The following is an 18,979-nucleotide window of genomic DNA, read 5'->3' on the forward strand; positions in this document are numbered from 1 at the left end:
TACGTTATCCTTTCTGACCGGGGCCATAGGGGCGGTCCCCGATGATGGTGATGCGGTTCATGATCCGCCGGGCGGGGAGATAGTCATTCACGGCATAATGCTGCGTGATGCGGTTGTCCCAGAAGGCAACGTCACCCTCTTCCCACCGCCAGCGGACGGAGAATTCAGGTTTTGTGGCATGACGGGTCAGATAAGCCAACAGGGCAGCGCTTTCTTCGGGGTCCACATCGTTGATTTCGGTCGTGAAGCCTTCACTGACAAACAGCCCCTTTGCTCCCGTTTCCGGGTGGATGCGGACGACAGGATGGGTCACGGGTGGGAAATTGTTGCGTGTTTCAGCCCACTTTTTCCGCTCTTCATCCGTGCGGCCATAACGGGAGACAGGAAAGGAGCGGAGAAAGTCATGCTGGGCTGTCAGCGTGTCGATGCGCTGTTTTATGCCGTCGGAAAGGGCATCATAGGCAGCGGTACCACTGGCCCAGAGCGTATCTCCCCCGCCTGTTTCCGGGAGGAGGCGGCTGGTCAGCACGGCAGCTTTTGGCGGTTCCTGCTGGAAGGTGACATCCGTATGCCACAGGGCATTGTCCCGCAGGTCGTTCTTGGCGGTATCCAGCACGATGGCTTCCGGCACGTCGGGGACGGTCGGGAATATGGGGTGGAGATGCAGCTTGCCAAAGTTGCGGGCAAAGTCCCGCTGCTGTTTGGGTGTGATGGTCTGTTTACGGAAGAAGAGGACCTGATGGCGCAGAAGCAGCTCGTGGATGTCGTTCTTCTGCGACGGAGACAGGGGTTGTGAAATATCCACACCTTCTACGATGGCGCCGATGGCCGGGCTGAGGGGGATGGCCTTCAGGGTGACCGGGGCATGGTGTAGCGGAGCGAAAGCAGCAGCGGTGGAAGCCATGGTAGGAACTCCATAAAACTAATTATGATAGTCATTTTATAAAACAACATATCCGAATGTCATAATGTGGTATTTCATCTTATTTGAAAGTGAAAAATGTCATTTTGAGTAAATTTTTTCATAACACACTGTTTTATATATATTTTTGTGAAGTGATCCTGCTGGGTGAAAGGCCTGGTAGCGTGCTTTTCCCAGCTCTCTATAAACAACTATATTATTTCGTATTAATTGATGACCCGGTTATTGTGGCATGCGATGGGGGACCGGCTCCCCATCGGGCCATGTGGGAGTGCTGTAAGGGCATGGATGATATGCATTAATGGATGCTGAATGAAAAAGCGCTGAAGACTGCGGAGCATGATGGAGTCGATGACGGGAAACAGTAATGGAGTGGCAGAGGGCAGTAGTTAATTTGATATAAATCAAAGACCTTTCATGCAAAGAGAGTAGCGTGACAACAGACACCTTTATCTGAGGAGATGACAGATGGGACGGATTGCTGGAAAGATTGCACTCGTGACAGGCGCCGGCAGCGGCATTGGCAAGGGGATTGCCAAGGTTCTGGCCAAGGAAGGTGCCAAGGTCATCGTGGCTGACCTCAACCCGAAGGGTGGTGAAGAGGTTGTGGAAGAAATCCGCAAGGCTGGCGGCAAGGCCTGCTTCCTGCCCCTGAACGTGGCCAAGGAAGACGAGTGGAAGAAGACGATGGCTGCCATCAAGGAACATGATGGCCGTCTGGACATTGTCGTCAACAACGCTGGCATCGCCTATGACGGGACCATCGAGAGCACGTCTCTGGAGGATTGGCGCCGTGTGCAGTCCATCAATCTGGATGGTGTGTTCCTCGGCACCAAATATGCCGTCGAGATCATGCGGGAGCTGAATGGCGGTGAGGGCGGTTCCATCGTCAACATGTGTTCCAGCTCTGCACTGGTTGGTATTCCGAATCTGGCTGCCTATGGGTCCTCCAAGGGCGGCGTGAAGATGCTCACCAAGTCTGCTGCCCTGCATTGTGCCCGCAGCGGGTACAAGATCCGCATCAACAGCGTCTGCCCGGGTTACATCCAGACACCGCTGGTTGATGAGCTGACCCGTACCGACAAGGCCGCCTATCAGCATCTGGTGGACATCCATCCAGTCGGTCATCTGGGCACGCCGGAAGACGTGGCCTACGGTGTTCTGTACCTGGCCTCTGACGAATCCAAGTTCGTCACGGCAACCGAGCTGGTGATCGACGGTGGTTATACCGCCGAGTAAGGCGCAGGGCCGAAGCAGGCCCGCGAGTCTTTAAAAAAGCCTCCGTTCCCATGCCGGGAACGGAGGCTTTTTTCATCGCTGCATGTCTGCCAGCCGGAGAGTAGCCTACGGTCTGGCAGGCGGGATCAGGTCTCTCAAAGGCCGGAGAACAGAGCCGTTGAAAGGTAACGCTCGGCAAAGTCAGGCACGATGGCTACGATGGTCTTGCCAGCCCATTCGTCTTTTTTGGCGAGCTCCATGGCGGCAAACAGGGCTGCCCCAGCGGAAATGCCAATGGGCAGACCTTCCGTGCGGGCGCAGAGGCGGGCTGTCGTCAGGGCATCATGCTCGGTGACGGGGATGACCTTGTCCAGCGCACGGATGTCCAGCGTATCGGGCTTGAAGCCCGGGCCAAGCCCCTGGATGCCATGCGGGCCAGGATCGTCACCATTGAGGACGGCACTTTCGGAGGGCTCAAGACCAAACACTTTCAGCCCTTCCTTGCGTGGCTTGAGAGCATGGGCAATGCCGGACGCCGTTCCCCCAGTACCCAGACCTGCCACGACGGCATCTACGGCACCGGCCGTGTCTGTCCAGATTTCCTCAGCAGTTGTCTCGGCATGAACCTTCGGATTGGCTGGATTCGTGAACTGGCTGGGCATCCAGGCATTTTCGGTTTTTTCAAGGATCTCCTGTGCTTTGCTGATGGCCCCTTTCATGCCCTGTGGGGCGGGGGTCAGCTCCAGGGTCACTCCCATCAGGGCCAGCATTTTACGCCGCTCCATCGAGGCGCTTTCCGGCATGGTGACAATCATCCGGTAGCCCATGGAGGCTGCCGCAAAAGCGAGGCCGATGCCGGTATTGCCGGATGTCGGCTCCACGAGAACGGACTTGCCCGGTGTGATCAGTCCCTTTTCCTGTGCTTCCCGCAGCATGGCCACGCCGATCCTGTCCTTGACGGAGGCCAGAGGGTTGAAGAACTCCAGCTTGAGCAGCAGGTTGGCTTTCAACCCTTCCTTTTCTGTCAGCCGGGGAACGGCCACCAGCGGAGTGCCGCCCACGACTTCCATGAAAGAAGGATAGACATGCCCACGGGGGGCTGCGAACGGGGTCGTGGAAAGAGGGAAAGGAAAATCTGATGAGCGAGGTTCTGTCATCGTTGGTACTCCCTGCCATGATGAATGTAAGAACAAGACTAGCAGGTCTGCCCGGTATTCGTCATGTCGCTTTGGAAAGACTGGAGAAGAAACGGTAAAGGATCGCGAAACATTCGCATAATTTTCTTTCTTATAACGCGAGATGGGCTAAAAGGAGGCTGACGCTTTGATGGCTGAAGAGTGAATGATGTATCTGAAAAACGATCGTATCCTGACGGCCCTGTCCATCATGCTTGATGTGGCCTTTTATGCCGGACGGTCCGGGGTCGTGAGTGGCGCGGACATAGCCAGGCGCAGCGGTCTGTTGAGGCGTGGAATCGAGCCGGTGCTCCAGGCTCTTTCACGGGCGGAGCTTCTGGACAGTGTTCGTGGGCCAAAAGGGGGATACCGGCTGGGACGGTCCCCACGGGTGGTCAGCCTGCACGAGATTGTCTGTGCTGTTGGTGTGCGGGACCAGGTGGCTGCCTTGCAGGAGCGGGATGGCAGTCCCCTCCAGTCTTTGGTGATTGCACCATTGTGGGCTGATCTGAATGAAGGAATCAAGGATCGGCTTTCAGCGATCACCTTGGCTGATCTTCTCCAGAAGGCCGAGCGTGAAGGGCTGGAGCGGCCCAGACAGGCGCCCATTTCCTTCACCATATAAGATCCCTCTCTTTTTTGATGAGACTGCTTCTCCATGTCCGGACAGCATTTCTGCTGATTCCGGAGGGGGTCTGTCATGTCGGCATCACGAGCTCGCTCGGTCATAATAGAGTGAAAATATGGTTTCATTATGGTTATCGTTAACTTAACAAACAACTTGTATTAATTTTAATTTTATATTACTTTTCGATGAACATAGTCGCTCTTCTCATTGGACTGTGCCCTCCGGGGGCAGTCTGTTTTTTGGCATTGTTGGGAGGAGAGGACTGCAATGGAGTACGGGTGCGGGGAAAGTCATGCGGAATAAACTTTTCTTTACAGCGGCTTTGTTCTGTGTGGAGGTAACGCCTTTCGGGCCTGTCCTTACGCCTGCCCAGGCTGCGGACGCGGTCTCGGCGGCCACGCCGGTATCGATCAATGGTCAGGAGCCGTCCGTCAAGGAAGTGACGAACCTGTCCGATCAGGGGAGCGTCATCAATACGGGCAGCGATATCTATCGTGTCAAAGGAGATGGAACGGATCAGACCTTCTCGGGTTCCATCCGTGGGAGTGCTGATCAGACAGCCGCCATCGACCAGGCCGGTGGTGTTGATGTCAATACGGGCGAGTCTGTCAATCAGACGCAGCAGACCCAGCCCAACAACGTGACGTTCACGGGGCAGAATGTCTATAATGGGCGTACGTTTGTCCGTGGTAATGGATCTTTGACCCTGACAGGCAGTGATGGCAAGGTTGGTGGCATCACTTCCGGGGGGGCAACGATAGTTGGTCTGGCCGCCAACGATTCTGGTACGCTGACAGTGGACAAGGATGGCATCCTGCTGCTGCGTGGCCAGACAGACAGTGATGGCAAGGTCATGCAGCCTTATGGTCAGCTGATTGTTGGCAATGGCGATCAGAGCTACGGTGCCAGCGATACGAGGCAGGAAAACCGTCTGATTGTCCAGAATGGTGGCCAGGTGGGTGCCATGACTGTCGCTATCGGCAACCAGGCCTCCGGCAAGGGTGATGTGTCTGTTACCGGGGCAGGCAGCGGTCTGACCGTTGGTGCTGGTGGCATGTTTGTTGGGGCTGATGGCGAGGGCAACCTGTCTGTCACGCAGGGCGGCAAGGCCGTTGTGGGTGGCGATGTGGTTGTCGGTGGCAGTGCTGGCTCCCAGGGTAGCGTGACGGTTGATGGCTCCGGTTCGTCCTTGACAGCCAAGAAGGATGGGGACCAGGCCGTACAGATGGTTGTCGGTGACCAGGGCCAGGGGGCGCTGAATGTCCGGAATGGCGGTACGGTCACCACGGATGGCAATGTCACCCTCGGGAATCAGGCTGGGTCCGTTGGGTATGTGACGGTCGGTGACGGGCAGAATGCCAGTGGCAATGTCCAGTCCAGAATGGATCTGACGGGTAGCGGCGACACGGGGAACCTCGTTGTTGGCCAGCAGGGGACCGGTCATCTGAGCATCCAGAAGGGTGGTGAGGTGACAGCCTATGGCGTGGCCGTTAGTGGCGAGGACACGGACGGGCACCTGGCCTCTAACAGCTCTCTGACTGTTGGTTCTGCCGAAGGTGGTGTGACCCAGCCCGGTGGTCAGCTGAATGTTGGTCAGGGTGGCATGGTCATTGGTGAGGGCAATGGTACAGCACCCCGCTATTATGCCGGTGTGACTGCTGGTGGTACCATCAACAATGCTGGCAATGTTCATATCATGAGCGATGGTCAGCTGCGGGTTGGTGGTGAGGATCAGTCCAATGCCGGGGCAGCAACCGGTACTCTGGTTGCTGGCGACACGAACGGCAGCAGTGGTATCAGCAGTGATGCCACCCAGACGAATGGGACGTCTGCCAAGGAGAATGGTGGCGTGGTCCTGTACGGTAACGGCGTCATCCAGAACCGTCAGGGCAGCGACCTGCATGTGGATTCCAATGTCTATCTGTCCGATGGGACTCCCTCCGGGGAGGCTGTCTGGCATGGGACATTCGATACAAACCAGCAGAGCACCTATCTGACAGGCAAGTTGACGGGGACTGGCGGTCTGACGGCAACAGGCGGCGGTACGCTGTATGTGGCCAATCATGACAACAGCTACCAGGGTGAGACGGTCGTGTCGGGCAAGGACACGACGCTGGCCGTTGCTTCCGGGTATGGTCAGGCGTCTGACAGCAACAATTCTTCTTCTTCCGGGATCACGGTTGAGGATGGTGCCCGTCTGACAGGTAACACAACAGATAATGGGGCTGCTGCCGTCACGACAGTTGCGGCAGGTGGTACCGTTGAGGCTAACTGGAACCAGAGCAGCGGAACCCTGAATATCGGTGCTGCCGGGCATCAGGGGACGGCTCTGGCAATGAATGGCACTGCGGGTCACCAGTCTGTGTTGTCCGTGGGCGCAGGCTCCACACCGGTTTCGTCCAACTCCTACATCACGCTGAACAACGTTCAGGGGTATAGCCGCCAGAATGGTACGATCGATACGACCGGCCGTTCGCTGACAGGCTCCTACCGTCAGCTCAATAGTGGCCTGATCCATGTGAATGGTGATGCCCAGCTGAACAGTGCGACCCTCAATGTTGTGAAGAACGACAATGGCCGTATCTATGCAGGGGATGGTTATCGTATCCTCACAGCAACAGGGACGGTCAGTGCCGATCGTGACAACGCCCTGACAGGCAATCTGCCAGATGGCCTGTTCGTGTCGCCTTATCTGGCGTTCGAGAATCAGGCCGTGGACGTGGTCTATGCCCGTAATAATGTCTCCTTTAGCAGCGTGGCGGGGAACCAGAACGAGCGTGAAGTTGGCCATGCACTTGATGGCATGGCCAGTGGCAGTAGCGTGGTGCAGGCCATGACAGGCGTCAGTTCCGCTGGTGAGGCCCGTCGTGCACTGGGTAATCTCTCTGGTGACATCCACGCATCTGCCCGGACTGCCCTGATCCAGGACAGCTATCTGCTGGAACAGGCCGTGCTGGACCGTCTGGTTGAGGCAGGGTGTGATGGTGATGGAAAAATGTCCGCCCAGGGGCATTACAATTTCTACACACGGCGCAAGGAATCCCAGTGCCACAGCGACCACACCATCATGTGGGGTCAAGCTTATGGCAGCCTGGGGCATAATGGTGGCGGCGGGAACGCAAGCCTGCTGCACCATCAGACAGCCGGATTCGTCATGGGTGTGGATACACCAGTTGATGACCGGTGGCGTGTGGGTGGCATGATTGCCTACGGGCATTCCATGTTCAATGCCAATGGGACGAGCAACTCGTCTGGTAACAGCAACAACATCAGCCTGGGCAGTTATGCCGGGTCTCATTGGGGACGCTTCAATCTGCGTCTGGGGGCCTTCTACACCTGGAACCTGATGAACATGCGTCGGCATGTGCAGGTGGCTGATTTTGGTGGCCGGCAGACCAGCAATTACCGTAACGGGACGGCCCGTGCCTTTACGGAGCTGAGCTACAAGTTTGACTTTGACAAGTTCCAGTTTGAACCTTTCTTCGAGGGGTCCTACGTCAACCAGTACGCAGGCCGTTTCCAGGAGCATGGCGTGGCTGCCCTGTATGGTCAGTCCAAGGATCGTAGCGTGGGCTTCACCAGCTTTGGTTTCCGTGTGGCACGCAGCTTCCAGATTGGAGAGATGTGGCTGCGGGCCCATGCCATGGGGGCTTACCGCCGTGCCTATGGCAGCCTCGGCTCCAGCAGGACGGAACGTTTCATGGGTGATGGCAGTGGCATGAATGTCAATGGCGTGCTGCTGTCCCGTGATGCTGCTGTGATCAAGGCGGGTGTAGCGGCCCGGGTCACGGATTCTGTGGATCTCGACCTGTCCTACACGGGGCAGTATGGCGAGCATGCCATGGACAGTGGTGCTACAGGGTCCGTCAAAGTGCAGTTCTGACAGGCGTCAGGAATGGATCAGGAAAAAGGCCGTCCATCATGGGCGGCCTTTTTTGTGTCTGCCGTGTCAGGGGGGCGCAGGCTCACCCTGCCAGGCCAGCGTGATAGAGCAGGGTTCCTGCCAGGGTGAGCATGATGGCGGCAGTTACCCCATCCAGAATTCGCCATGAGAGTGGATTGCTGAAAAAGGGACGCAGCACTCTGGCTCCGTAACCCAACAGGGGGAACCAGACAAAACTGGCCAGTACGGCACCAAGCCCGAACCATGAGCGGCTGCCTTCAGGCTGGGTGAGGCTGACAGACCCCATGAGGAGCACCGTATCCAGATACAGATGAGGATTCAGCAGTGTGAAGCCGCAGGTCATGGCAATGACTTTGCGCAGGCTCTGCGGAGGCTGGTCTTCCAGTGTGACAGAGCTGCTGGTTGTCATGTGGCGTAAGGCAGAGAGGCCCTGCCAGATGAGGAAAGCAGCGCCAGCATAGGTCAGGATGTCCGTAAAGAACGGCATGGCGGCGACAATTTTTCCAACGCCGTGGACGGAGGCTGTGATGAAGACCGCATCCACACTGGCGCAGAGCAGGATGATGGGCAGGACATGCTCCCGCTTCAGGCCCTGTCGCAGAATGAAAAGATTCTGGGCTCCAACAGCGATGATGGCAGAGGCGCCAAGGCAGAAACCGGTCATGATGGGGGTGATGATCGTGTGCATGGCCCGTCTATGACAGGCAGGGTATATACAGAACAGCTGATTTTATTTCATTGAATGAAGGAAAACTTCATCATGTTCGATTACGCTGCCCTGACAGCTGTTAGTGCTGTCGTGCGGGAAGGTAGTTTCGAGAGGGCAGCCGCTGTACTCGGGCTGACACCGTCTGCCGTTTCACAGCGTGTCCGCGGGTTTGAGGAACGTCTGGGGGGTGTTCTGGTCATTCGTGGGCAGCCATGTCGGCTGACAGAACTCGGGACAATGCTCTGCCGTCATTTCGACTGTGTCAGGGTGCTGGAGAGTGATCTGGCCGCCCGGCTGGCCTGGCAGGACAGAGGGGCCACACTTCCGGCTACGGTGAAACTTGCCGTCAACGCAGACAGCATCACGACGTGGTTTTCTCATGCCATGATGGCCTTTGCCCGGCAGGACCCTGCCATAACACTGGATATTTCCATTGATGATGAGAGCTGTACGGCGGAGCGTCTGCGGTCCGGGGATGTCATGGCTGCTGTGACGGCATTGTCCGATCCGCTCCCGTGGTGCAGAACGGTCTCGCTGGGGCGTATGGTTTATGTGGCCTGCGCCAGCCCGTCCTTCATGGGGGTGCATTTTTCTCAGGGTGTGACGGCCGAAACCGTGCAGAAGGCTCCCTATCTGCGGTTCGATCGGCGGGATATGTTTCAGGCCCGGTGGGCAGAGGCAGTGTATGGCGTCACGCTGGGTGCCCCCGCCTGCTGGATACGTTCTTCCACAGCGTTTCTGGACCTCTGCCTTCATGGTCTTGGTTGGGCCATGCATCCTCTGCCGCTTGTGGAACATCATCTGCGAAGCGGTGCCCTGGTGGAACTGCCCCCAGCGCACCGGCCTTCCATGCCGCTTTTCTGGTCAGTCCCCCGCCTTTATGGTTCGGCATTGAACCGGCTGAGCCAGAATGTGCAGCGTGTGGCGGCAGAGTGGTTGACTGATTGATCCGGTCTGATCAGGCGTTTTTCCCCTGCTGGCGGCCGAAGCGCTTGGCAAAAGCGAAAATGGCCGTGAAGGCCCGGAAGGGGAGCATGATCCGCCATGAGGGCGAGAAGTTGCCTGCAAGAAGCGAGATGATGGCATCCCGCATCCGGAGCGGACTGTTCTTTGGCCGCATGAAGAAGTAGCGCAGCAGCGGGTCGTTGATGCGATAGACGAGCCAGCCGATCAGCCGCATTTCCTGTCTTGTTTTACGTTCAGCCTTGCGGGCCGCCCTGCGCCCCCGGGCTGGATCAAGCAGCCAGGTGCTGGCAACATCGGCGCCGCGGAGTGCTCCCTGCATGGCCAGCATGATTCCTGATGAGAAAACGGGGTCCAGAAAGCCGAAAGCATCACCGATGATGAAATAGCGCTCTCCCCAGGCCTTGTTCCCCTTGTAAGAGTAGTTGCCGGTCGTGGTGAGTGGTGCCAGTGCTTCCGCCTGGCTCATGCGCTCCCGTACGCTGGGGCTGGACTGTACGGTCTTCCAGAAGAGAGTATCCAGCGAGCCACCGTGATTTTTAAAGCTGTCATGGTCCCCCACGAAGCCGACACTCATGATGTCATCCGGCAGGGGAATCATCCAGAACCACCCACCCTTGACGAGATGGACGGAAATATAGCCCTCCATTCCTTCGCCTTCTGCCCGGGGGACATTGCGGAAGTGGCTGAAAATGGCGGCCTTGTTGTTGCGGAGGTCGCTGTATTTCTTTCCATGCTGGCGGAGCATGAGCGTATCCCGGCCGGACGCATCCAGAATGAATCGTGGGGTGAAGAAACGGGGATTTTCTCCATCCGTTTTTGCTTCCACGAGGGGAGCATCCGGTGTCGGGAAGGTGACCTTCGTGACACGGGTTTTTTCAAAGGTCTTTGCGCCTGCTTTGGCGGCATTGCGGAAGAGCAGCTCATCAAATTCTGACCGGCGAACCTGATAGGCATGATCTGCCTGCGGGTCGATGGCGTAACGGAAGGGGAATGAAAGCCGTCCTTCCCCGGTATCTGTCACGAATTCGGCTCCGGGTTTGTAGACCCCCATGGCTGCGACATCGTCCAGCACACCAAGCGTCTCCAGTATGGGCAGGTTGCAGGCCAGCAGGGATTCACCGATGTGGAAGCGGGGATGCTGGTCTTTTTCCAGCATGATGACATCCAGCCCGCGTCGGGCCAGAACGGTGGCAGCCGTGCTGCCAGCGGGGCCACCGCCGATGATCAGGACATCACAGGGGAGAGGGGACTGGGTCATGGTGGTTTATTCCGTTGGGAGCATGACGGTACCCGTTCCGGCCATCAGCAGTCTGGCAGAGGGGGTCCGCAGGGTGAAATCGTAGATCATGCCGCCATGGGCCTGGTGCTTCTGGATGACGGTGATGATGAGGTGCGGCCAGTCGGGATTGTCCAGCCGGTCACAGTGGATCTGGACATCCCGGATACTGGTCAGCCACCCCTGCCGTGCCTCATGGGCTGTCAGCGCGCCATGCAGGGCAGCCGCCTGCATGGCCATTTCCACGCCGGTGACGGGGGGCAGCTGGCCCGCCACCCGGTAGGGGTTGGCCGGGTCGTTATGGAGGTGGGTCGTGGCCTCAAGCTGTGTTTCATCCCAATGGTTCGCAGCATGCAGCAGGCAGCTGGCTCCCTGGTGGGGGATATGGCGGAGGATGGCATCACGGTTGAGCATGGGTCAGCGCAATTGTCATATGGTTGGCCCCGTAGGGCAGGGAAATGGACTGATCCTGCCCGCAGGCAATGGCCTGCAGCAGGGGCAGTATCTGGCCCGCAGGATTGTGGCGGGCCATGTCTGCCAGGCTTTCAGGCAGGGAGGAAAAAGGGTCACGCACATCCCTGCCATTTTTCAGGGACAGTGCAAGCTGGAGTGACGTGTCCCGGCCTGGTGTCAGGATGAGAGCACAGCCAAAGGAGCCCCTGGTCCGCCTGACCGTGCCGAGTGACCCGGGAATGGGTGCATCATACAGGCAGAAGAGAACGGGCTTTTCCTCTGCATGGGCCTCGGCAGCCGCTTTCAGCAGGGCGGCGGGCAGGGTTTCGTCATGCAGCCCCAGTGAGACGGCAGGCTGGTGGCTCTTGTGGCTTATCATCCAGTATCCGGCAGGCGCATTATGGACGGAGTTGTGAAAAAGAGAGGGTGAGACAGCTCCTGCCGGGCTGGCGAGAGACTCCAGAATACGGTTGATGATGAAACCATCGCCGTTGGAGCTGGCAAAGATGGCAGGCAGGTCCCCGGCATGGCACCCAGCCTGCTGGCAGGCTTCCTCGGCACAGAGCATGGCCAGCCGGATGACCTGGCTGGCTCTCCGGCGCTCATTGGCGGGCAGACTGGCGGGTGGGGGCAGTGTCAGGCTGGTTCCGTCATGGGGGGTGTCCCCTCGCAGGACAGGTTTCGCTTCCGCCCAACCATGCAGGCCGTCCCCCCAGCATCCGATACCTGCGATGGAAATGATCATGTCAGTGGTCCGAAGATGAGACTGCTGTTCGTGCCACCAAAACCAAAAGAATTGTTCATGACGAAGTTCAGCTTGCCGTGGCGGGGTGCAAGGAGAATATCACTCTGGAAGAGAGGATCAACCGTCTGACTGTTCATGCAATGTGGTAGATACTGGTCCTGTATGGCTATGGCACAGATCATGCTCTCCAGAATTCCGGAAGCTCCCAATGTGTGCCCGGACCAGCCTTTGGTGGAAGAACAGGGAACGGCCCGGCCGAAGATGGAAGCCATGGCCCTGTCTTCCATCTGGTCATTGGCCGGTGTCCCCGTGCCATGCATGTTGATGTACCCTATGGCCTCTGGTGGCAGGCTGGCCCGGGCCAGGGCTTTCTGTATGGCGAGAGCGGCGCCGCTGCCTGTCGGGTCGGGTGAGGACATGTGGTGGCCATCACTGCTGGCTCCATATCCCAGAAGGCGGAGACGGTAACCGGCTGGCCGGGCAGGGCGTGGCCGACCATCGGCCTGTTCCAGCAGGGCAAAGCCTGCGGCTTCGCCGATGGAAATACCGCTGCGCCCGATATCGCAGGGGCGGGTGGGATGGGCCGAGACCAGTCCGAGAGAGGCAAAGCCCTGGAGTGTCATGCGGCAGAGGCTGTCCGCCCCGCCGACAATGGCCGCATCGCAGAGACCGGTAGCCAGAAGGTGGGCGGCATCAATGAAAGCACGGGTAGAGGAGGCGCAGGCGTTGGAGACTGTCAGCATCGGCCCGGTGACATCCAGCCGGGCTGCCACATAGCGTGGCAGGGAGGAGAGGTCCTGCGTGCCGTCATAGGGGAAATCCGGCGGCAGGGCTTCATCCCGGTCTTTGCGGGCAGCATAGGCTTTTTCCGTTGTCAGGATGCCGGATGTGCTGGTGCCCATGACAACGGCAAGGCGATGGCGACCATAATGGGCCCGGGCATCGGCGACAGCCTCCATGAAATCATCGGTCATCAGGGCCATGTCGGCCAGCCTGTTGTTGCGGCAGTCAAACCGGTGCAGGGCTCCTGGCAGCTGATGGTCTTCCACACCGGCAACGCGCCCGATATAGCCATGCCCCGGAGACTGGAACGTGTCAGGCTGGAGGGTCTGGCGCTGTTCCAGCAGACAGGTCCGGGTGGCTTCCATGCCCCGCCCCATGGCGCTGATGGCTGTTCCGGCCGTGATGATCAATGCGGTCATGCGTGGTTTCCCTGCTGGGAGGAGGTTGGGATGGTGCCCATCAGCAGGAAGCTGAAGATCATGGCGAACAAGGCTCCAGAAGAAATGGTGAGACCCAGCTCCCGCAGGAGAGGGGTTTGACAGCTTGCCAGAATGGCAAAGGAGAGAACGGTCATCATGTTGCAGGTCAGCAGGGTGCGGAGTGTCCGGGTCCGCTCAGCGGCATCAAGCTGGGGGCGGCCGAAAAAGAGGGCGTAATCTATGCCAACACCCAGCACGAAGGCCAGTGCCACGATATGGATGATGGAAAAGACAGGGCCGTGAAGGCGCAGCAGGGCCAGCACGCTCAGGCCTGTCAGGCCAAGGGTGAGGGCAAGACGCCCCGTGCAGGCCGGGCTGCGTTGGCAGACGAGCAGCGTAAGCAGGGCAACGGCAATCCCTGTGGCCAGCCAGAAAGCCGCTTTTCGGACATAGGGGCGCAGCAGGTCTCCCACGGCTGTTTTCATGTTGACGAGCAGCAGGTCAGGCTTTTGCTGGTGAAGCCGCTCGAGAGAGGCAGATGCCGCAGGTGAGCGGGGCAGGATGAGGCCATACCACAGACCATGCCGGGCCATGAGCAGCAGATCGATGCGGTGGCCCACGGCTGTATGGGCGATGTCGTCCAGCCCGAGAGGTGGTAGATGGCGGGCCTGTTCCACATCCTCTGGCAGGTTGGCAAAAGCCTCGGGCTGGAAGGGGGAGGCCTGAAGGGCTGTCTGGAGGTTGGCCCGGATGCTGTCCGCTGCGGGCAGGGTGGCCAGCCGCTGCTGCTGGCGGGCTCTGCTGGGCAGCAGGCGGGCCGCATCGTCCATGTCCTGGCTGGCGGGCAGGTGGCCGAGCAGCTCTTCCTCCTGTTGCAGGATGTGTTCACTGTCCGGGGCGTGGACAACGGCAATCAGACCAGGTTGGGGGGAGCCGAGCTGCTCGTGCAGCTGATGGTCCACTTCCAGCAGGGCTGGTGGGATGGGGTTGAGGATTTCCCCCTGTCTTTCGATCCTGAAGGGATGGAGCAGAAGCACGGCCATGGCGGGAGGTGCTACCATAAGGCAGAGCACACGGTAACGGCGGAGTGCCTCCCAGCGCAGCAGCGAGGGGGATATACCCTGATGATGGGCGGCCAGGTCAGCCTGTGTGACCAGATGGGGCAGAATCCAGATGGTGATGCAGGCGGCGGTCAGAATCCCGGTGGCGGAGAAAAGGCCAAGTTCCATGAGGCCGGGCAGACCACAGAAGATCATGCTCAGCAGCCCGACAATGGCCGTGAGGGTGGCCAGTTTCAGGCTGGTGCCAATGCGGCCCAGAACGACAGGAATGGCTTCCCCCCTGTCCCGGTGCCCCAGCAGAAGGACAGGGTAGTCCAGCGACACACCCAGCATGGTCATGCCGAAGCCGACTGCAATGCCATGAACCCAGCCGAAACAGAGCTGGACTACCAGCATGGAGAGGGACAGTGAGAGCAGGAAAGGTACGCCAAGTGTGGCCAGCACCCAGAGAGAGCGGAAGCGCCAGTAAAGGATGCCGACCACAACGAGAAGGGAGAGAAGGGCGAGGCGGTCCATGTCCTGGCGGAGGGACTGGGCGGCGATGAAGGAGAAAGCCGGGGAGCCTGTCAGAAGCAGCTGGCAGTCCCCGCCATGGGGTGGCCTGCTGTTCTCGAAAGCCTGCCGGATGGCCTGGTGCAGGTGTTTCAGCTGTGCGGGGTCGAGTGTCGGCTGGCGAAGCTGGAGCAGCATGAGCGTGGCATGGTGGTCTGCTGTCAGCCAGAGGCCATCCAGGCTGGCGGGGGGTGTGCTGCTTTCCAGACTGGCCAGATAGTCGGCATAGGCGCCGGTAGGGTCTTTCAGTCCGATATCCTCCACCAGCGGAGCCGCCATGGACTGGAGGAGGTCATAAAGCTGGGCAGTATCGGCTTTCAGGGCGTCCGGGGAGAAAAGGCGTGTCCGGTCATGAGGGGCCAGTCCATAACGGTGGGCGAAAAAAAGCGGCTGGTCCTTCTGCCATGAGAGGGAGGCCGGGCCATCCAGAATGAGGCTGAACTGCCCCGTTGCGGCCAGAGCCTCATGGAATCTGTGCCCGGTCTGGAGCAGGCTGGCCGTATCGTTGCCCCTGATGGAGGCGATCATGATGGACTGGGTAGGCCCGTGGTTCAGCTCATCCAGCAGGAACTGGGACGCTGCGTCATGGGGGCGGGGCAGGAAGGCCTGCATCCCCATGCGGAGGGGGATGGCAGAGAATGTTGCCGCCGCCACCATGATGGCACCGAGCAGGGCCAGCAGAAGGGGGAGACGGCGTTTCATGGTGAGGTGATGGCTGTATCGGTCACATCGCCATTGGCCAGGACAAGATGAAGGCTGTCCAGCGAGTTGTTGCGGCCCTGTAGCTGGACGAGCCGGACGATCTGGGCGGTGTCGTGTGTGCGGGGTGTCATTGTCAGGGTCCAGCGTCCCATGTCACCCGTGGCGGAGAGCGTGTAATACTGCTGGAGCAGTGCGACATCTCCCTGCAACGGCCCCCGGATTGTGGCGGCCATGACCTGCAGCGCCGGGCTCATGTGTAGTGGTACGGCCCGCGCGGGGGTCTGGCCATGGCGGAGCCATGCCGTGTCCCCCTGCATGATGAAACTGTCCTGCACAGGGGTGAGGGTGAGTTTTTCCACCCGATCGGGGGGAATGAAACGGAGTGTTCCCTCGCTGTGAAGTGGCACTTTGAGAGCGTGCAGCTGGCGTGTCTCCGTGAAGTGGTTTTCCCTCTGCGAGACCAGACCAATGTGGTGCAGGATGTTGACAGCCAGAGCCTTCTCCTCTGCGGTGGGCGAGGTGATGGCACTGGCGGCAGGAGGCGACATGGCCGCAGTGTCTGCCTGTGCCTCCCGCCAGAAGAGGGGCAGCACAAGGAGGAAGAGGGGCAGGCATTTCATGATGTCAGAGGCCTTTTTCCCAGAAATCAAAGAAATTGAACCATGCGTAGGGATGGCGCTGGCACAGCTCTTCCATCCAGCGGACATAAGCCTGCATGGGGGAGAGCAGCGCCTCCCGTGCGGGGGCTGGCTCTGTTTCCGGGAGAAGAGTATCAGCCAGACCTGTGCAGGCAATATGGTAGGTGCCATTTTTTTGCCTTATGGCGGAGACGAGCACAACCGGTGCGCCGGTCAGTCTGGCCAGATGGAATGGACCTGCGGGAATGGGAGCTTCCTCGCCCAGAAAGCGGATGGGTATGGAGCGGCCACCATCATGGGCCCTGTCTGCCAGAATTCCGATGAATTCACCGTTCCGCAGGGCCTTGAGGGTTGCCAGCATGCTGTCTGGCTGCCCCAGCTCGATGATGTCGGCATTGAAGCCCGGTGCCAGGGCCTCAATGAAACGGGATGTGGCCCCGATGAAGCGGCGATACATCAGCATGCGGAACGGAACAGAGGCATTCAGGCCGCATTGGCGCAGGGCATCGAATGATCCGATATGCGCCCCCATGATGATGCATCCCCTGTTCTGGTGCAGGGCTTCATGGAGGATGTCCTGCCCGGTGATGTGGAGGTTTTCCCGTGGGAAGCGGCCACTGAGCAGGTATATGCGGTCCAGAGTATTGGTGCTGTAAGCGTGGATATGGCGCAGCACCATGCCCCAGTGAGGACGGCGCAGTGCGCCGGCACGGTGCAGGTGGGACAGGTACTGCCACGAGGCCCGGCGGACCGAGGAATAGACAGCTGCATAATAGAGTGTGGCTGGCCAGCGTAGCAGGGCGGTGACCCGGTATCCCAGATTCAGGGCAACCCATATCAGCAGCCGGATGGTCAGGCTGTTGCCTTTCTCCGGGCGGAGCCATGTGTTGCGCTGCATCAGGGCTGGCTCCCGGCCTGCCCCCGGAGAATGACGGTTCCTTTCAGGGGGCCGGAAAGGTGATGGAGGGTGAAGCGTATCTGTCCATTGCCCAGAGCGCTGGAAAGTAGCTGCATGGGGTCGCCCGGCCGGACGACGGAGAGAAACTTCACGGTGCTGATCGTACGGACGTCCAGCTCCAGCAGGGTGAATATCCGTTCCAGCAGGGTAATGCCCGGTACGGTGGGGTTACCGGGAAAATGGCCGGGCAGGGCCGGATGGCTGGCCGGGATGGAAAAAGGTGGATGGGCCCGTTTCTCCGCATGGTCCCGGATGAGACCTTCCAGTGCCTGCCGTGTCAGTTTGCCGACAGGGTTGCGGGGCAGGCGGGAGAGGCGGACAAGCCGTCGTGGCATGAAGACCGGGTCCACATGCTGGCGGAGGGCCCGCATGATGGCTGTGGTGGTCACCTCGGTTCCCGCAACGATGAAGGCCTGCAGGCGTGTCGGTTCGGGCTGGTCTTCCTTCAGGTCTTCCTCGCTGAACAGGGGAGCAAAGCAGCCGTCCAGGAGGCCATCCGTCTGGAGCAGGGCCTTGTTGAGTGCTCCGTAGGAGGTTCGTTTGCCAGCGATCTTGAGCAGGTCCCCCTTGCGGTCGACCAGATGGAAATGGCGGTCCCCCTGCATGGTGATGACATCATTCAGAGGATGTGGCGTGGCATGGGGAGCCATGCAGATATGGGTCTGGTCATCAGTCGGGTCGGCTGTCAGGGTCAGCCCGTCATAGAGCTGCCACGGATCGGGGCTGACAGTCCGGCGGCTGGCGATGGAACCAGTCTCGGTGGCACCATAAATTTCCATGACCGGCGCATGGAAGCGTTCTTCAGCCTCCAGAGCCAGTTCCCGGGGGAGTGGAGCAGATGCCGAGATGATGCGTTCCAGCCCAGGCAGTCTGGCTCTGGCCGTCGTGAGAGAGCGCAGATGGATGGGGGTGGTGATGAGCGTGTGGGGAGATGGCGTGCTGTCCAGCAGCTTTTCCACATCCCCGGGGAAGAAGCAGGGGCCGCTGGCTGTGGCGGTTGGTGTATGCAGGCTTTGCAGGATGAGTGTCTCAAAACCGTACATGTGGTAGGGGGGTACGGTACCCAGCAGGGTTGTCCCGTCTGGACGGGACGGTGCCAGAAGGGGCAGGGCAGCATGGCTGCGGGCAACCAGTTCTCCCCAGCGTTTTTTATGGACTTTGGCCTGCCCGGTACTGCCGGATGTAAAGACGTGCGCTGCCTCGTGCCCGGCAGGCAGCTGGATGTTGTCCTGACGGGATGATGTCAGTTCGGCAAGGGGGGGCAGGGTCAGGCTGGCCAGGGATTCAGGCAGGGACGGCCCCGTGCAGAGGGCTCCATGGGCCTGTTGCAGGGCCATGAGCTGGGAAACGGCATGATTGCTGGAGAGCAGGCAATACTGCCCCTTCATCATGGCGGCCAGAAAGACGAGCGTGAACTGGACCAGATTGGTGTGCAGGTTGATGATGGGGCGCTCTGGCAGCCGCTCGGCCAGTGCCCAGGCATGGGACAGAAGCTGCGTGCCGCACAGAGGCCCCGCAGCCGTATGGAAGACGGGGCGGCCCGGCGTCGTGATGAGGGACAGATCAGGCAGGGCAGGCATCAGCCCGGACGGTGTGTGCTGATATGGTGTGCAAGAGACCGGAGGGAGTGAAAGATCTTGCGGTTGTCATCATCATGTGATTCCAGCTTGATCCCGTATTGTGTGTTGACCATGAGGGCTATTTCCAGCACATCGATGGAATCCAGCCCCAGCCCTTCACCAAAGAGGGGCATTTCGGGATCAATGTCCAGGGGATCCATGTCCAGCTGGACGGCCTCTGTCAAATGGGCAGCCAATTCACGTTCCAGAGGCGTCTGATCGTGAGAAGCGGAAACTGTCGTCACTAAGAG

16 protein-coding genes are annotated in these 18,979 nt (G+C 59.4%); 4 read left to right on the forward strand and 12 right to left on the reverse strand.

Annotation, left to right across the window (positions count from 1 at the left end; translation table 11 throughout):
- Nucleotides 1–4 precede the first annotated feature (4 nt).
- Complete coding sequence (gene tauD, locus J8Z04_RS03380; RefSeq protein WP_192848520.1) at nucleotides 5–904, reverse strand: taurine dioxygenase; 900 nt, start codon at nucleotides 902–904, stop codon at nucleotides 5–7.
- Nucleotides 905–1,390: 486 nt separating this feature from the next.
- Here tauD and J8Z04_RS03385 point away from each other — a divergent pair, with 486 nt between their 5' ends.
- Nucleotides 1,391–2,161: an SDR family NAD(P)-dependent oxidoreductase gene (locus tag J8Z04_RS03385; protein WP_043561847.1), complete on the forward strand. Its 771-nt coding sequence runs from the start codon at nucleotides 1,391–1,393 to the stop codon at nucleotides 2,159–2,161.
- A gap of 134 nt (nucleotides 2,162–2,295) precedes the next feature.
- On the opposite strand, the gene cysK is transcribed toward J8Z04_RS03385, so the two are convergent.
- Complete coding sequence (cysK, locus tag J8Z04_RS03390; RefSeq protein WP_043561845.1) at nucleotides 2,296–3,297, reverse strand: cysteine synthase A; 1,002 nt, start codon at nucleotides 3,295–3,297, stop codon at nucleotides 2,296–2,298.
- A gap of 187 nt (nucleotides 3,298–3,484) precedes the next feature.
- On the opposite strand from cysK, the gene J8Z04_RS03395 reads away from it, so the two are divergent.
- Both J8Z04_RS03395 and J8Z04_RS03400 read left to right on the forward strand, forming a co-directional pair.
- Entirely contained in the window at nucleotides 3,485–3,940 is a 456-nt protein-coding gene (locus J8Z04_RS03395; RefSeq protein ID WP_043561842.1) for an RrF2 family transcriptional regulator, read from the forward strand.
- A 295-nt stretch (nucleotides 3,941–4,235) separates the two neighbouring features.
- Nucleotides 4,236–7,826 carry an autotransporter outer membrane beta-barrel domain-containing protein gene (locus tag J8Z04_RS03400; protein WP_192848521.1) on the forward strand — a complete coding sequence of 1,197 codons (3,591 nt, stop codon included), beginning with the start codon at nucleotides 4,236–4,238 and terminating at the stop codon, nucleotides 7,824–7,826.
- A gap of 82 nt (nucleotides 7,827–7,908) precedes the next feature.
- Here J8Z04_RS03400 and J8Z04_RS03405 read toward each other — a convergent pair whose 3' ends face one another.
- Nucleotides 7,909–8,535 (reverse strand): LysE/ArgO family amino acid transporter, encoded by a 627-nt coding sequence (locus tag J8Z04_RS03405; RefSeq protein WP_103765730.1) that lies wholly within the window; start codon nucleotides 8,533–8,535, stop codon nucleotides 7,909–7,911.
- A 72-nt stretch (nucleotides 8,536–8,607) separates the two neighbouring features.
- Between J8Z04_RS03405 and J8Z04_RS03410 the strand changes: the two genes are divergently transcribed.
- Nucleotides 8,608–9,504, forward strand: coding sequence for a LysR family transcriptional regulator ArgP (locus J8Z04_RS03410; RefSeq protein WP_192848522.1), 897 nt, complete (start codon nucleotides 8,608–8,610; stop codon nucleotides 9,502–9,504).
- Nucleotides 9,505–9,514: 10 nt separating this feature from the next.
- Here the strand turns inward: J8Z04_RS03410 and J8Z04_RS03415 are convergent, their stop codons facing one another.
- Genes J8Z04_RS03415 through J8Z04_RS03455 form a run of 9 tightly spaced genes read right to left on the reverse strand, consistent with a single transcriptional unit; the run spans nucleotide 9,515 to nucleotide 18,973 of the window.
- Complete coding sequence (locus J8Z04_RS03415; protein ID WP_081562531.1) at nucleotides 9,515–10,780, reverse strand: NAD(P)/FAD-dependent oxidoreductase; 1,266 nt, start codon at nucleotides 10,778–10,780, stop codon at nucleotides 9,515–9,517.
- A 6-nt stretch (nucleotides 10,781–10,786) separates the two neighbouring features.
- Complete coding sequence (locus tag J8Z04_RS03420; protein WP_192848523.1) at nucleotides 10,787–11,212, reverse strand: phosphotransferase; 426 nt, start codon at nucleotides 11,210–11,212, stop codon at nucleotides 10,787–10,789.
- Nucleotides 11,199–11,996 carry a beta-ketoacyl synthase chain length factor gene (locus tag J8Z04_RS03425; protein ID WP_043561829.1) on the reverse strand — a complete coding sequence of 266 codons (798 nt, stop codon included), beginning with the start codon at nucleotides 11,994–11,996 and terminating at the stop codon, nucleotides 11,199–11,201. The genes J8Z04_RS03420 and J8Z04_RS03425 overlap by 14 nt, the downstream gene beginning before the upstream one ends.
- Complete coding sequence (locus J8Z04_RS03430; RefSeq protein WP_192848524.1) at nucleotides 11,993–13,198, reverse strand: beta-ketoacyl-[acyl-carrier-protein] synthase family protein; 1,206 nt, start codon at nucleotides 13,196–13,198, stop codon at nucleotides 11,993–11,995. The genes J8Z04_RS03425 and J8Z04_RS03430 overlap by 4 nt, the downstream gene beginning before the upstream one ends.
- Nucleotides 13,195–15,513, reverse strand: coding sequence for an MMPL family transporter (locus J8Z04_RS03435; RefSeq protein WP_192848525.1), 2,319 nt, complete (start codon nucleotides 15,511–15,513; stop codon nucleotides 13,195–13,197). The genes J8Z04_RS03430 and J8Z04_RS03435 overlap by 4 nt, the downstream gene beginning before the upstream one ends.
- Complete coding sequence (locus J8Z04_RS03440) at nucleotides 15,510–16,133, reverse strand: LolA-related protein (protein WP_192848526.1); 624 nt, start codon at nucleotides 16,131–16,133, stop codon at nucleotides 15,510–15,512. The genes J8Z04_RS03435 and J8Z04_RS03440 overlap by 4 nt, the downstream gene beginning before the upstream one ends.
- A gap of 4 nt (nucleotides 16,134–16,137) precedes the next feature.
- Nucleotides 16,138–17,049: an LpxL/LpxP family acyltransferase gene (locus tag J8Z04_RS03445; RefSeq protein WP_192848527.1), complete on the reverse strand. Its 912-nt coding sequence runs from the start codon at nucleotides 17,047–17,049 to the stop codon at nucleotides 16,138–16,140.
- Complete coding sequence (locus tag J8Z04_RS03450) at nucleotides 17,049–18,689, reverse strand: AMP-binding protein (protein ID WP_052349227.1); 1,641 nt, start codon at nucleotides 18,687–18,689, stop codon at nucleotides 17,049–17,051. Before J8Z04_RS03450 ends, J8Z04_RS03445 begins: the two co-directional genes overlap by 1 nt.
- On the reverse strand, nucleotides 18,689–18,973 hold the full coding sequence (locus tag J8Z04_RS03455) for a phosphopantetheine-binding protein (RefSeq protein WP_043561817.1): 285 nt from the start codon (nucleotides 18,971–18,973) through the stop codon (nucleotides 18,689–18,691). Before J8Z04_RS03455 ends, J8Z04_RS03450 begins: the two co-directional genes overlap by 1 nt.
- Nucleotides 18,974–18,979: the final 6 nt, after the last annotated feature.

This window comes from Bombella apis (assembly GCF_018221685.1).
GTDB lineage: Bacteria > Pseudomonadota > Alphaproteobacteria > Acetobacterales > Acetobacteraceae > Bombella > Bombella apis.